Source organism: Bacteroidales bacterium, from assembly GCA_023229505.1.
Taxonomy (GTDB): Bacteria; Bacteroidota; Bacteroidia; order Bacteroidales; family JAGOPY01; genus JAGOPY01.
This window is the reverse complement of record JALNZD010000003.1, coordinates 19,811-34,591: the sequence shown is the minus strand read 5'-3', so window position 1 is coordinate 34,591 and position 14,781 is coordinate 19,811. Positions and strand designations below refer to the sequence as shown.

Below are 14,781 nucleotides of genomic sequence, written 5' to 3'. Positions count from 1 at the left end.
TCGCTAATTCGTTACCTCGCTAATTCGTTACCTCGCTAATTCGTTACCTCGCTAAATCGTCCAATCGCCAAATCATCCTACCGTCTTCCCATCCTATCGTCCCCATCTCCTGGCCGTAGCCGTTTTTACAGGACCGTCCTGCCTGGCATAGTTCACGCGCTGCCGGGGCTGCTGTTTCGGGGCTTTGACGGGATTATGGTCCATCAATGGAAAGGGATGGTCATCAATGACCGGTATTTTCTTGCCGATCAGTTTTTCGATGTCTTTCAGCCAGGGTTTTTCTTCCGCATCGCAAAATGAAAGGGAAGTCCCTTTCGCGCCAGCCCTTCCTGTGCGACCTATGCGGTGCACATATGTTTCAGAGATGTTGGGTATTTCAAAATTGATGACAAATTCAAGATCGTCGACATCAATGCCGCGTGCTGCAATATCCGTGGCCACCAGAACCCGGGTAGTTTGGGCCTTAAAATTAGCCAATGCCCGCTGGCGGGCATTTTGCGCCTTGTTCCCGTGGATGGCTTCGGCACTGATCTTATTTTTTTCCAGGATTCTAACTACCTTATCGGCACCATGTTTGGTGCGGGTGAAGACAAGTGCAGTTTTTATGTTTTTATCCTGCAATACGTCCACCAGCAGCGCATTTTTATTTCCTTTATCAACAAAGAAAACAAATTGCCTGGTGGTTTCAACGGTGGTTGCACTGGGGGTGACTTCCACCTTTACAGGATTATGCAGGATGGTGCCGGCCAGTTTGACTATTTCAGGCGGCATGGTAGCCGAGAAAAACAGCGATTGCCGTTTATGAGGAAGGAAGGCGATGATCTTTTTCACATCGTGGATAAAACCCATGTCAAGCATGCGGTCGGCTTCATCCAGCACGAAAAATTCGACATCCTTCAGGGTGATGAATCCCTGGTTCATCAGGTCGAGCAGCCTGCCGGGCGTGGCCACCAGTATGTCCACCCCTCTTTGTAATGCATCAGTCTGGGGATTTTGATTCACCCCGCCAAAGACGACCGTGCAGGTTAAGCCGGTATGACGGCCGTAAGCCTTAAAGCTTTCCGCGATCTGGATGGCTAGTTCCCTTGTTGGGGTTATGATCAGGCTCCTGATCTTTCTTTTTCTGTCAAATGTTTTAGTTGCGTATAGCAACTGGAGAATCGGCACGGCAAAAGCTGCCGTCTTTCCTGTTCCGGTTTGTGCACAGCCCAGCAGGTCGGTTCCCTGTAAAACGATGGGGATGGCTTGCACCTGTATAGGTGTGGGGGTGGTGTAACCTTCTTCTTCTAATGATCTGAGAATAGGTTCTATAATATTCAATGATTGAAATGGCATGAGAAAATTTTAAGTAATAAGATTTTTTGAAATAAATTTTTTTTCGGAGAGTAATCGGGCACAAAGATACACTTTTATTTAATAATTTACTATATTTGTTTGACATTTGAATGCAAAACATATCTATTTAGTATAATAGTCATTAATCCTTAAATTAATAACATTAAATCTCACAAACATGAAAAAGACGTTTAGTTTTACGGGGGTAATTTTTTTCCTCCTGGTGCTTACACAAATCATTTCCTGTAAAAAGGATGAAAAGGATCCGGATGTAATTGCGAGTTTTACATCCCAGGTTGATGCTGTAGATTTTAAAAAGGTGGCTTTTACCAATCAGTCCCAGAATTTTTCAGCTTTGTTATGGGATTTTGGTGATAATGCAACTTCCAGTGAAACCAATCCTGTTCACACCTATGCAGACCTTGGAGATTATACTGTCACCCTGACGGCTACCTCTCTTAACGGTTCAGTAACCGATGATCATTCAGACGTCATATCGATTCTTGATCCGAATGCAGAACTGACCAAACTGGTGGGTGAAGGCAATGACGGAAAGGTATGGAAACTTATCCGGTCCGGTGCCACCGGCCGCTATCCGTTACAGGTCTTCCAATATAATCCGGATGATCCGCCAAATCCTGTAACGAGTTGGTGGGGAATGGGCCTTGGCAATGATGAACTTGCCAATCGTCCCTGTATACTGAATGACGAATGGGTATTCTTCCGCGACTATACTTTTACCTATGATGCACATGGTGACTTCTGGAGAGAACAAGACATTTTTGACCCGGCTGGTCCTTGCCAGGACATTGCTGATGGCATGATTAATAAAAATGGTGAAGATTGTTCAGCCTGGGGCAACGGGACCCATCAGTTTGAACTGGTTGCCGGAAGTAATGCCAAAATAAAGGCTATCGGCACTGGAGCCTATATTGGCTATTTTAAATTAGCTACGGATAATGAATCCCTGGAACTTACCCCAATGGTACAGGACGAGGTGGATTATGACCTGTTTAAACTGACTGACGCTGCAGCGGGTACTGATACGTTGATCGTTCAGGGTTATTATAAAGATAAACCTGCAGATGCAGCTTATCAAGGCATTTGGAGATTTGTCCTGGTTCATTATGACAACCCGGCTGACGAACCCCCAATTCCGACAAATAATCCTACACCCAATTTTAGTTTTACTACTAATGGCCTGACCTTAACATTCACAAACAATTCACAATACTGCGATTCTTACTTGTGGGATTTCGGTGACGGTGAAACATCTACTGCAGAAAATCCTGTACATACTTATACCAATGATGGTTTTTATAACATCAGCCTCTCCGGCACGAACTCTAACGGTACTGCCACCTTTGTTGATGCTGTGTTCCTGAGTGTTAACTCTCCAGCCCTGACAGCAGATTTATTACAAGGAGCAGCCTGGAGAGATGTTGTTGGTGCAAAGACAATATTTGTTGGCGGGGCCCTTGGCAGCAGTGCCTGGTGGTCAGTGCCAAAGGATTTCCTGACCGGAGGTGGTACCGGTGGAGATGACTGGTCATGTATGGCCGATGATGAGTATATTTTCAGCGCTGGAGTTTATACTTATGCCGGAAATGGATTAATTCGTAATGACGGCTATTTCGGAAGCCCGAACGGTTGCTGGGATGAAGGTACATTGACCGGCAATGGCCTTTATTTCGCCTCAGGTGAACATACCTATACTTTCACTCCTGCTGATGGAACCAACAGGGCGATCATTGAACTGACCAACGGTACAGACAGGGCTGCCTTTATCGGATTCTACAAAGGATACTATGGTGGTGAAAATACTGACGGCGCCAACGCGCCCAACGGTGGAAACCTTACCAACAGGTATGAGGTTATGGGCTATGCTGTAGGTATAACCAAAGAATACCTATTTGTTTCGGTTGACATTTCTGCTGGACATGACGGAAGTGCTGCCTGGTCTGTTATATTGGAGCGCTGATAATACTTTCAGCATTTAGATTTGAAAAATCAAGAGTGAGCGAGACACTGCCTCGCTCTTGATTTTTTTTAACATAATTATCTTCCATTATCTTGTCCTTCAATAAACCTTAAAAAATCAGACTATGAAAAGGGTTTTTACAATGTTGTTCTTCTCCCTGCTTTCTTTGGCTGTATTTGCCCAGGGCAGGGTGATCACCGGGAAAGTGACGGATTCGGGCGGTGCACCTTTACCGGGAGTCACTATAATATTGGTGGGCACATCTACCGGTACAACTACCGACGTGGAAGGAACCTATAAAATTACGGTTAATGAAGGTGTGCTAAGATTCAGCTATGTGGGTTTTGTAGCACAGGATTTCCAGATCACCAATCAGACAACCATCGATGTGGTTTTAGAGGAGGAGGCTTCATTACTGAATGAAGTAGTTGTTGTCGGATACGGCACGCAGAAAAAGAAAGACATTACTACGGCCGTCTCGGTGGTAGATGACAAAGAAATCAAGGAACGGCCGATCGTCTCGGCAGCCCAGGCTCTCCAGGGAAAAGCCGCCGGTGTACAGGTTACCCAGCCTTCCGGTAAGCCGGGCGTGGGTCTTTCAGTGCGGGTACGCGGATCAACATCGGTGATCGCGGGGAACGAACCGCTATATGTGATCGATGGCGTACCGACGACGAATACAAGCGGGTTGAACCCTTCTGATATTGCTTCTATGACCGTGCTGAAAGATGCTTCCTCCTCGGCTATTTACGGCGCCAGGGCAGCTAACGGTGTGGTACTTATCACAACAAAACGCGGTGAAGCAGGCACCGGCCCTACCGTTAATTTCGATGCTTATGCCGGGTTTTCCAAACTCAGAAAAACAATTGAGGTGCTCAATACTAAAGAATATCGCGACCTGATGGAAGATATCGGAATTGCCCTTAATCCAGCATGGACCAGCTTCGGCAATTGGAGCGATTCTGTTTTTGGCACGGGCTTCAATCAGTCGTATCAACTCTCCTTCAGCGGAGGCTCCGAGAAAACGCATTACTTTTTTTCAGCCGGTTATCTGAGTGATGCAGGCATGGTCGAACCGGCACGCTTTGACCGGTATTCGGTCAGGTTAAACCTGGATAACGAGGTGACTAAATGGTTGAAATTCGGGACAAGTATCAATATGTCGAGGCTCCGGACACTAAATACGCCTGACAACCTGAGTTCCGGCCGTGGCGGTGTCATCATGAGCACCCTGAATACCCCGCCTTTCCTGAGCATTTGGGATAAAGACAGCATCGGGTGGTACGGTCGCAATCCCTTTCAGGCTTCATGGGAAAACCCGGTTGCTTATATGTTTGGCGCAGACCAGGAAGCCATCGATAATAATTTATTCGGCAATGTATTTGCCGAAGTGAAGATCATCCCGGGTTTGTTTTTCAAAACCAGGTTCGGCATAGATTACAATAACCACCAGTGGGACTATTTCCTGGATGGAATACAGACCAGTTGGGGACGGACCAATAAGGGCCTGGCTCAAGCCGATAAAAGCAACTATGGCAGTTGGCTGTGGGAAAATACACTGGATTATTCAAAATCATTCAAAGATCACAACATAACTGCCATGATAGGGGGTAGTGGACAGCAATATAATTATAACCAAACTTATTTACAAGGCCATGGATTCCGGCCAGGATCCAGCGTCCATACTCTCAATGCTGCCAATGAGACCACCGGTTCAACCTGGCAGGATGAATGGGCGCTTGCAAGTTTTTTTGCACGTGCCACTTACAATTTTAAAAGTAAATATTACCTGACCGCCACCGTTCGTGAAGACGGATCGTCAAAACTGAACCACCACTGGGGGACCATGCCTTCATTTTCTGCAGGATGGCGGATTTCATCCGAAAAATTCATGCAAAACTCTCATTTTGTCGACGACCTGAAAATAAGAGGGGGATGGGGGAAAAATGGCAACCAGGAAGGGATTCCTAATAATGCCCGGTTTGGGTTAATTGCTTTCAGCCCAAGTGCAGATGATCCATATCCTTCTGAATATCCGATCTCTTACGGAAATATTGACCTGAAATGGGAGACTACTGAGCAAACCAACATCGGTATCGATCTTTCCATGTTTAATTTCCGTGTGAACTTAAGTGTTGACGCATATTACAAGAAAACAACCGATGTGCTGCTGAATGTTGAATTGTCAAATACCCTTCCGGTAACCACCATGCAAACCAATGCCGGAAATATTGAAAACAAAGGGATTGAATTCACCATCAATACGGTAAATATCAACAAAAAATTAACCTGGTCAACGGATCTGAATATGTCGTTCAACCGGAATAAGGTGCTATCTCTGAATTATACGCCGGTTTATTATTTTGGACATATTTACAGCAATAACTCTGACGTATCGATGGTAAAGCCGGGCTTACCGCTCGGATCCTTTTACGGCCTCGTTTCTGAAGGTGTCGATCCCGAAACCGGCGATCTGATCTACAAAGACGTCAACCAAAACGGTATTTTTGAGGCCGGTGCCGACCGCACGGTGATCGGTGATCCGAATCCTGATTTCATCTTTGGCTTCACAAACACTTTCAATTATTGGAAATTTGACCTGAACATCTTCTTCCAGGGCAGTGTCGGTAACGACATTTACAATTCTACCCGTATCGATCTGGAAGGAATGTTCGACAGTAAGAATCAGTCTGTCGATGTGCTGCGGCGATGGATACCGGAAAATCCCGACACGGATATCCCAAGACCGGCAAACATGGATAACGTCCGGAACTCTACACGCTTCATCGAGGATGGATCCTATGTAAGGTTGAAAGCGGTAACATTGTCTTACAAGGTCTTCGATAATAATTCTAAAATCACATTCGTCCGGCAGTTTACTGTTTACGTAACAGGTCAGAACCTCCTGACATTTACAGGTTATAGCGGATTTGACCCCGAAGTCAATGCCTATGGAAATAATGCCACGGAAGTAGGAATCGATTATGGCACTTACCCGCAATCCGTCAGTTTGATCTTTGGATTAAATGTTCAATTTTAAATCGTACAGCCATGAAAAAATTAATCATACTCCTTAGCACAGTTCTGATCGCATGGTCGTTCACTTCCTGTAAAAAATTCCTTGATCTGGAACCTATTTCGAATGAAATCTGGATAAGCAACACAGCTTCAGATTCCATCATCTATAAGACAACTGACGAGGTTGAAACGGCCCTGTCAGGAGTTTATGCCGATTTCAAAAATGAATACTTCGAACTCGATTATTTTGTCAATGGCGATGCCCAGTCAGATGATGCTTATGCAGGTGCAGATAATCCTGCTAATTTCCAGATCGATGATTATAACCTTGATGCCTTGAACACCAATGTCAGCCGCGATTGGGGCTACCTATACGGCACTATAGGCAAGGCCAATATTGTAATCAACAACGTAATGGCCGTTCCCGATCCTACTTTGACAGAAACAAGAAAGAAAGAAATCCTTGGAGAGGCCTCTTTCATAAGAGCTTTCATGTATTTCCAGGCAGTTCAGCTCTGGGGAGATGTACCACTGCAACTTAAAGAAGTCACGACAATCAATGCCGAACTGCTTCCGGAAATTTACCCGCTGCTCTTCCCGAAACGCGCCCCTATGGATAGCGTATTCATGCAGATCATCCATGACTTTGAAGTTGCTTTGGAAAACGTTAACCCCACCGCAGCTCACAAAGGCTACGTGACCACAGGCGCCGTCAATGCCATGCTGGCAAAGGTCTATGCCACAATCGAACCGCATGACTACAACAAGGTGGTGCAATATTGCGATGCCGTGGTCAACGGGCCATACAGCCTCCTGGGGAATTATGAGAACCTGTGGGACAATTCGGTTGAAAATTCGGAGGAATCAATATTTGAGATCAACTATGAAGGCACTATAACTGATGGTAATTGGGGTGCCAGCATGTTCCGTGGTTCTGACTGGAAAAAATTCAATATCCCGTCAAATGACCTGGTAAAAGCTTTTGATGAAGAGCAGGATGGGATCAGGAAGAATTCCTCGATCATTTTCCTGGCAGAAGGATTCCCGGATGCACATTGGCCGCAAACCAATTATCCTTTTATCAATAAATGGAGAATTTTTGGGGGAAGCAGCCCACAGAATTACATCTTCCTGCGCCTGGCTGACATCATCCTGTTAAAGGCCGAAGTGCTCAATGAACTGGGTGATGTATCCGGCGCAGCCGGACTGGTGAACCAGATCCGCAGCCGTGTCAGTCTGCCCAACACGACCGCTTCAAATCAGGCCGACATGCGCCTGGCCATCGAAAAAGAAAGAAGACTGGAGCTGGCTTTCGAAGGTCACCGCTGGTTTGACCTGAAACGCACCGGCAGAGCCATAGAGGTTATCAATAATGCCATCGACGAAACTGGCCAGAAAATAGGTTACAATCTTACTCCTAACCGGTTGTTATGGCCTGTGCCTCAGTCAGAACTGGATAGAAATACCAGCCTTGTTCAAAATTCCGGATATTAATCCGTGGTTGATTTCTTAAGTAGATTTTTTAATAAGATTGATCATGCGTAGTAATCGTTTTCCGGTTTATTATTTTATCATCTGCTTCATGCTGATATCGGGCATTTTCATCCTTGTCCCGGGTTGTAAAAGCAAGGAAAATCCTGATCCTGTGCCTTCAACAGATTCAATTGGCAGGGCCCAGGTTTGGCTGACAAAGGGTGATAAATCTAAACTCTTCAATAAAGAGGGCGATCTCACAATAAAGAAGAAAGCTTCAGCAAACTGGCCCATAATTGAGATTGACACTGCGGCAAGTTTACAGGAGATAGAAGGATTTGGCGCAGCCCTGACCGGTTCTTCAGCTTATCTGATCAACCGGAAACTGGATGATGCACAACGGTCAGCAATCCTGCAGGATCTTTTCGATCCGGTTAATGGTATCGGAATTTCTTATCTGCGGCTTACGATGGGTGCTTCAGATTTTTCCCTTTCCGACTTTTCTTATGATGATTTAGTTGCGGGAGGAACCGATTTTAACCTGGATCAATTTTCCCTGTCACAGGATTTAGATGATGTTGTGCCTGTTTTACAAGAGATTATCCAGATATCACCTGATATTAAACTGATGGGGTCTCCCTGGAGCCCGCCTGCCTGGATGAAAACCAGCGGCACCATGAAAGGAGGAAAACTGAAGGAGGAATGCTATGATGTCTATGCCTATTATTTTGTAAAGTATATCCAGGCGATGCAAAACCAGGGCATTATCATCGATGCGATCACACCCCAGAACGAACCGCTTTATTTTACTGCAGGTTATCCATGTATGGAGATGCAGCCTGAAGAGCAGAAGAATTTTATTAAAGACCACCTGGGTCCTAAATTTGCATCAGCTGGAATTGATACCAGGATAATAATCTACGACCACAATTGGGACCGCCCGGACTATGGTATTTCCATTCTCAATGACCCTATGGCAAAAAGTTTTATAGCTGGGACGGCTTTTCATGCCTATGGCGGTGATGTCACGGCCATGAGTACGGTCCATAATGCACACCCTGACAAGGATCTGTATTTCACAGAGATTTCAGGGGGAGGTTGGGCAACCGATTTTAGTTCAAACCTGATGTGGTTTATCGAAAATATTTTCATAGGCACAACCAGGAACTGGTCGAAGGTCGCATTGCTCTGGAACCTTGCACTTGACTTAAACAGCGGTCCCCAAAACCATGGATGTGGTGATTGCCGCGGCGTAATAACGATCACCCCCTATAACGGGTGGATAACCAAAAATGAAGAGTATTATTCCATTGCACATTTTTCGAAATTTGTCAGGCCCGGAGCAGTCCGGATTTCAATGACAATACCACAGTCATTGACTAATCTGGGTGCAGTTGCTTTTCTGAACCCTGACGGGTCAAAGTCATTGGTAGTGTGTAATTACGACACTGATGACAAAATATTTAGCGTAAAACAGGGTGAAAAGAATTTCATCTATTCGGTTCCGCCAAAATCTGTCGCATCTATTATCTGGTAAAATCATTCAAAAAAACTTTATTAACCATGTACAAGTCCGTTTTATTAATCTCCTGCATCCTCACAATTATTGGTGCACAGGCTCAAAACAAAGGGAAGTCAAGTGTTTCAGGCCGCAAAGTTTCAGTTGTTATAACAGCTATGAATACCAATTTCCGACTTGCCAAATCTACACAACTTCAATTTTCCCCGCAAGGGCAACCATTAGAGACTGTCCCCTGTGTTTTTGTGGATCCTTCAAAAACCTTCCAGACCTTTATCGGAATTGGGGCAGCATTGACTGATGCATCTGCGGAAACCTTTGCAAAGCTTCCTGGTGAAAAGCAGGAAGAATTTCTGAGGGCGTATTTTGATAAGGATAAGGGAATAGGATACAGCTTTGCCAGGACTAATATGAACAGTTGTGATTTTTCCAGCGGAAGTTATACCTATGTTGCAGAAAATGACAAAGAATTGAAAACATTCAGTGTAGCCCATGACGAACAGTTTAAAATTCCATTTATAAAAAGAATCATAGCCGCTGCAGGTGGTGAGATCAACCTGTACATCAGCCCCTGGAGCCCTCCGGCCTGGATGAAAGACAATAAGAATATGCTTCAGGGGGGCATTCTGTTACGGGAATATTATCAATCCTGGGCCAATTATTTTATCAGATTTATCAAAGCTTATGAAGATCAAGGGATTCCTGTCTGGGGGTTGACGGTGCAAAACGAGCCCATGGCAAAACAAACATGGGAATCCTGCATGTATACCGCTGATGAAGAACGCGATTTTATTAAGGAATATCTGGGACCGACACTTTGGAAAAATGGCATGCAGAGCAAAAAACTCATCGCCTGGGATCACAACCGCGATTTGATGTACCACAGGGCATCCGCCATTTTGAATGACTCAGCGGCTGCTAAATACGTCTGGGGAATTGGTTTTCACTGGTATGAAAGCTGGACCGGCGCTCCGATCCCGGAAAATGTAAAACGGGTGGCAGAAGCCTTTCCACAAAAACAACTGCTGCTTACAGAGGCCTGCAATTATCCGTTCAGCTGGGAGACTTTCGATCAGTGGCATTGGGGTGAAAATTACGGAGCAAGTATAATAACTGATTTCAACAATGGCGCTGTGGCATGGACCGACTGGAATATACTCCTCGATGAAACCGGCGGGCCCAACCATGTGAATAATTTCTGTTTTGCCCCTGTTCATGCCGATACACGGGATGGCAGCCTGCATTATATGAATTCGTTTTTTTATATCGGGCATTTTTCAAAATACATCATCCCCGGGGCAAAAAGGATCGCATGCTCTTCCAGCAGGGCCCAACTGCTTACTACCGGTTTCAAAAACCCTGACGGGACAATTGTCGTAATCGTGATGAACACGGGTGATTCACAAGTGGAATATCGGTTGTATGTTGGAGATCAGGCCGCGGAAACGGTCAGTTTGCCTCACTCTATCATGACATTGATGTTCTGATTGTCATTCAGAATCATTTGATTTTTCCGGAAGTCATTTTGTCAATATAATTTTGCCTTATGCCGGAAATAATCATCAGGGATACTATCGAAAAAATTATTATCCAGGCCCAAATCGGGAAAACCGGTGTATCGCCGGCAGCATAACTGTGCAATCCTTTGGATAAGTAATAATTAACACCGACAAAAGTCATGATAACGCTTCCAAATCCGATTACTGACGCGACACTGAATACGAAGTTGCTGCGAAGTTTTGGAATAAACCTTAAATGAAGCACAATAGTATAGGCTATTACGATAACAAGCGCCCATGTTTCTTTAGCATCCCATCCCCAGTATCTGCCCCAGGATTCATTGGCCCAAACGCCCCCGAGAAAAGTCCCTACCGTTGCCAGTATAATCCCGATGATCAGGTTCATTTCATTGATATAGGTGAGTTCCGAGATAATTAAATCCAACCGGGAATGGTTCCCGACCGTCTTAAACAAAAAGATAACCAGGTTCATCAAGCCGAGTATGAATCCCAGACCCAAAAAGCCATAACTGATAGTTAGCGTTGCCACATGGATGATCAGCCAGTATGATTTTAAAACCGGCTGTAAATTTGTCAATTGCGGATCATAACTGCTGTGGCTTGCGGTCATTAGTGTAAAAAAGGCCAGCAATGCCGTTGCTGCCAGTGTAATTTTTGAATAGCGCACGAAACTAAAACCTGCCAGCAATCCTCCCCAGGCAACCAGGATCAGCGATTCATATCCATTGCTCCAGGGTGCATGGCCTGTTAAATACCATCTGAGTATCATGCCGGAAGTGTGATACAGAAAGGCAATGCCTAATAATATGATGGAAATGTTGAGTGACCAGGAAATGATCTTGTTCTTCTTCAGCCAAAGGTTATCGATAAAGGCAAGCAGCAGAAGTATTACGCTTAGCATGGCGTAAACGTTTCTGAGCACGGTGAATATCTGCAATTTATTATATAAGATCTCGGTATTAATTTTTGATTCAGAGGCCAGTAATCCGGCATTGTCTGAATTTCGCTGAATGCTGTTGATAAAGCCCAGCACCTTGTCGGCCCTGGAATAATCGCCGGAAGTGATCCCTTTCGATACTTCCTTCAGATAAGCAATCATGATATTTTTGTAATTCAGCTGATCCAGTTGCAGGTCTTCATTGATGACATTAATTACCCCGGTTAAGGGCTCCTTAGCGGATTTATCATCATAACTGATCCATTTGTTATTTACAGCACCCTGTTGAGGAAATAGTTTTAACATGCTCCCTTTAAGGGCCATCCCAAATATATTTATACGTTCATCAACCTTGATAATTTCTTTATCAAAGCTGTTTTGTTCAGATTGCTTTTTCCTAAAAGCCTCTTCAGCATATTCCTGGAGTTTATACTGGTTATTTTTATCGAAGAAATCAAGAAATGAGGCATACTTACCATTTATTCCGATAATATCCTGTACCGATTTTTCCCGGACATAAATGATTTTCTGTTGTTCCCAGAAATCCGGCATTATCATCATATCCATCAACACCTGGATGGCATCCATTTTACCTTTTCCGCTGATATCGAATTTATCTTTTCTCGATATTTTATGCATGATATCATAGGCTAAGGAATGGGCAGGTTCAAACCGGCCATTATAGGTTTGTACCAGCAAATGACCGAATTTTTCGGCGTGTTCCGGAGTTACTGATCCCGGAGAATCATTTTGGGAAAAGGCCAGACCATTTAAACCCAATAACAAAACGGCTATCAGTACACCAGATTTTCGTTTGGCCCTTATTTCCCTGATTTTCAGCCGAAGGGAAAGAAAATGCGAGTTTCTGTTGAACAAGGTCAGGATAAATCCAAGGCATAAGAGGAAATATCCGAAGTATGTTACCCTTGTTCCATAATAATCATGGTTAACAGACAGGATAGTGCCCCTTTCATCGGTGTCGTATGATGACTGGAAGAACCTGTACTTATTGTAATCCAGGACATTATTCATAAATATCCTGTAATCCTTTCTTAAACCCGACCTGGGGTCAATAAGAGTGACTTCACTGGCATAGGATGAAGGGCTCATCGAGCCCGGGTATCTGTCAAGGATAAAATCTCTTAATTGGAGGGAAAAAGGCAGTTCAATCTTCACATTGGGGTCTGAAGTATTTAATATATTGGTTGTCTGGCCTTCGCGGATATGCATGGACCCTTCAAAGCCAAAGTAATGCGTAATTCCAGCGCCTATGATAATGACTATAAATGCTAAATGAAACAGGAGCCCGGCCCACTTTTTCCTTTTGAGTAAATTATACTGTTTTATATGACCAATAAAATTCAATATCAATAAAAGGAACAAAAACTCAAACCATTTGGCATGGTAAATCCATTGACCTGCTGTTGCCGTGTCATATTTTTCTTCGATAAATGTAGCAGCTCCCAGTGCAAATGCCAGCACGACCAGAAGAATGATCATCATTGGAGATGAAAACAGAAAGTTAATAATGCGCTTCACTATTTTGCAGTTATTTATTTATAAGTTTGGCATCTTCGAGGAGCACTTCATATGAATAGCCATATCCAAAATCTTTATCAAGAGCTACTGTCCCTTCGATCGTAATGATATCGCCAACGGCGGTTTCCATCTCTGTCGTAGCTGTCAGATCAAACCTCCCGGAATATTCTGAACCATCCTGGATATGTACCCAGTTCTTTTTCATTATAGCGGCATTGTATTTTGTAACCTGGCCCCTTATTTTTACGGTTCTTCCGGCATATGAATCTTTCCTGGCAAACAAATCAGCTATCGTAATGCCATCTTCAGCAGGTTTCACAGTGATATCCTGTTTTTCAACATTCATCTTGCCCGTAGAATGAGGCTCTTTTACAGGTTCCTTAGCTATAATATCCGGAGATGAGCTGACGGACTCGAGGAAATAAACCGATTTAAACGTCTTGCCCAATTCTTTACTTTCAAAATCTTTCATTTCGAAACCGCCGGTATAATAATAGGTTTCGCCTGAATTTACCTGCATTTTGGGCACAGCCAGCCATTTTTCGACATCATTTTCAGCGACATACAAATAGGTGTAATTATTTGTTTGCACAACCTCATTTACAACTACTTTGTGAATGCCTGGTTGTTCCTGGGCAGATGACCGGGAATTTTGCCCGGGCTGACAGGATATAAACAGAATAGTGAAAATAGAAGCAAGAAAAAAGAATTTTATAAAATAAGTTTTCATAGTGGATACCTTAGGTAATTTTTGGGCAAAAATACATTTAAATTATTAGATAACAAAGAGGGATGAGAGTGTCTTAAGTTGTTATTCAACTACCTTAGGCTCAATGTTCTGCAAAATTATTAAGTATATATTTTTAATGAGGATTCTTCTTGTTGCGCCTCGCTTTGCCTTGCTGCGTGCATGTTAGTGACAAATAATTTTTCAATGAATCAAAGACGGCATACGTTTTTCATGATAGCTTTGGGAAAGGATAGTTTGTTCGAAGCTTTTCACTCCTGTTTAGGATCAAATCTCATTTGTTAACGAGGATCTTTCATTCAATAAAATTGCAAAACTTGTTTGCAAGGAACGTCAAATATTTAGTTAATTCCTATGAACGCCAGCAATTTATATTTGAAAATAAGCTGGATTATTTCGAATGCCACAATCGCAATAAGCAATCGGTATATCAAGATTTTAGCAGATTCATGCTGCGCAAATTTACTTCCAAGATAGGCGCCAATCCTGCCATGATAGGAATGCGGTTTGTCCCGTTGGCTATAGCCGGTGGAAGTCCGAGGAAAATTAAAAGCGGAAGGGTAACAGCCGAACCACTGCTGGCCAGTGTGTTGATAAAACCACTCAGAATTCCGGCAATAAGGACAGCGATGGTTTCGACAAGAGATGGCATAATGGCAGAATTTAATCGTGAAAAAAATTCAACCGTTAAAAATAATCACTTATCTATCG

9 protein-coding genes are annotated in these 14,781 nt (G+C 43.8%); 5 read left to right on the top strand and 4 right to left on the bottom strand.

Translation table 11 applies throughout. The annotated features are described in order from the left end of the window. Positions 1-93 precede the first annotated feature (93 nt). Positions 94-1,335: a DEAD/DEAH box helicase gene (locus tag M0Q51_01630; protein MCK9398680.1), complete on the bottom strand. Its 1,242-nt coding sequence runs from the start codon at positions 1,333-1,335 to the stop codon at positions 94-96. Between the two features lie 178 nt (positions 1,336-1,513). Between M0Q51_01630 and M0Q51_01625 the strand changes: the two genes are divergently transcribed. From M0Q51_01625 to M0Q51_01605, 5 genes are all read left to right on the top strand, one after another. Beyond that, positions 1,514-3,316: a PKD domain-containing protein gene (locus M0Q51_01625; protein ID MCK9398679.1), complete on the top strand. Its 1,803-nt coding sequence runs from the start codon at positions 1,514-1,516 to the stop codon at positions 3,314-3,316. Positions 3,317-3,440: 124 nt separating this feature from the next. After that, a complete protein-coding gene (locus tag M0Q51_01620; GenBank protein MCK9398678.1) occupies positions 3,441-6,356 on the top strand; it encodes a TonB-dependent receptor in 2,916 nt (971 codons plus the stop codon). 11 nt (positions 6,357-6,367) lie between these two features. Continuing rightward, positions 6,368-7,828, top strand: coding sequence for a RagB/SusD family nutrient uptake outer membrane protein (locus M0Q51_01615; protein MCK9398677.1), 1,461 nt, complete (start codon positions 6,368-6,370; stop codon positions 7,826-7,828). A gap of 43 nt (positions 7,829-7,871) precedes the next feature. Beyond that, on the top strand, positions 7,872-9,344 hold the full coding sequence (locus tag M0Q51_01610) for a glucosylceramidase (protein MCK9398676.1): 1,473 nt from the start codon (positions 7,872-7,874) through the stop codon (positions 9,342-9,344). Between the two features lie 26 nt (positions 9,345-9,370). Next, on the top strand, positions 9,371-10,813 hold the full coding sequence (locus tag M0Q51_01605) for a glycosyl hydrolase (protein MCK9398675.1): 1,443 nt from the start codon (positions 9,371-9,373) through the stop codon (positions 10,811-10,813). 13 nt (positions 10,814-10,826) lie between these two features. Here the strand turns inward: M0Q51_01605 and ccsA are convergent, their stop codons facing one another. The 3 genes from ccsA to M0Q51_01590 all read right to left on the bottom strand — a co-directional run bounded on the left by ccsA (position 10,827) and on the right by M0Q51_01590 (position 14,722). Then, positions 10,827-13,322, bottom strand: a complete 2,496-nt coding sequence (gene ccsA, locus M0Q51_01600) for a cytochrome c biogenesis protein CcsA (GenBank protein MCK9398674.1) — start codon at positions 13,320-13,322, stop codon at positions 10,827-10,829. A 10-nt stretch (positions 13,323-13,332) separates the two neighbouring features. Next, positions 13,333-14,052 carry a hypothetical protein gene (locus M0Q51_01595; protein MCK9398673.1) on the bottom strand — a complete coding sequence of 240 codons (720 nt, stop codon included), beginning with the start codon at positions 14,050-14,052 and terminating at the stop codon, positions 13,333-13,335. 448 nt (positions 14,053-14,500) lie between these two features. Next, positions 14,501-14,722, bottom strand: a complete 222-nt coding sequence (locus tag M0Q51_01590; protein MCK9398672.1) for a hypothetical protein — start codon at positions 14,720-14,722, stop codon at positions 14,501-14,503. Positions 14,723-14,781: the final 59 nt, after the last annotated feature.

Excerpts from the sequence above, each read along its gene's own strand:
- M0Q51_01615 (MCK9398677.1), top strand. The coding sequence starts at position 6,368 with ATGAAAAAATTAATCATACTCCTTAGCACAGTTCTGATCGCATGGTCG.
- M0Q51_01625 (MCK9398679.1), top strand. The coding sequence starts at position 1,514 with ATGAAAAAGACGTTTAGTTTTACGGGGGTAATTTTTTTCCTCCTGGTG.
- M0Q51_01630 (MCK9398680.1), bottom strand. The coding sequence starts at position 1,335 with ATGCCATTTCAATCATTGAATATTATAGAACCTATTCTCAGATCATTA.
- M0Q51_01590 (MCK9398672.1), bottom strand. The coding sequence starts at position 14,722 with ATGCCATCTCTTGTCGAAACCATCGCTGTCCTTATTGCCGGAATTCTG.
- M0Q51_01595 (MCK9398673.1), bottom strand. The coding sequence starts at position 14,052 with ATGAAAACTTATTTTATAAAATTCTTTTTTCTTGCTTCTATTTTCACT.
- M0Q51_01605 (MCK9398675.1), top strand. The coding sequence starts at position 9,371 with ATGTACAAGTCCGTTTTATTAATCTCCTGCATCCTCACAATTATTGGT.
- M0Q51_01620 (MCK9398678.1), top strand. The coding sequence starts at position 3,441 with ATGAAAAGGGTTTTTACAATGTTGTTCTTCTCCCTGCTTTCTTTGGCT.
- M0Q51_01610 (MCK9398676.1), top strand. The coding sequence starts at position 7,872 with ATGCGTAGTAATCGTTTTCCGGTTTATTATTTTATCATCTGCTTCATG.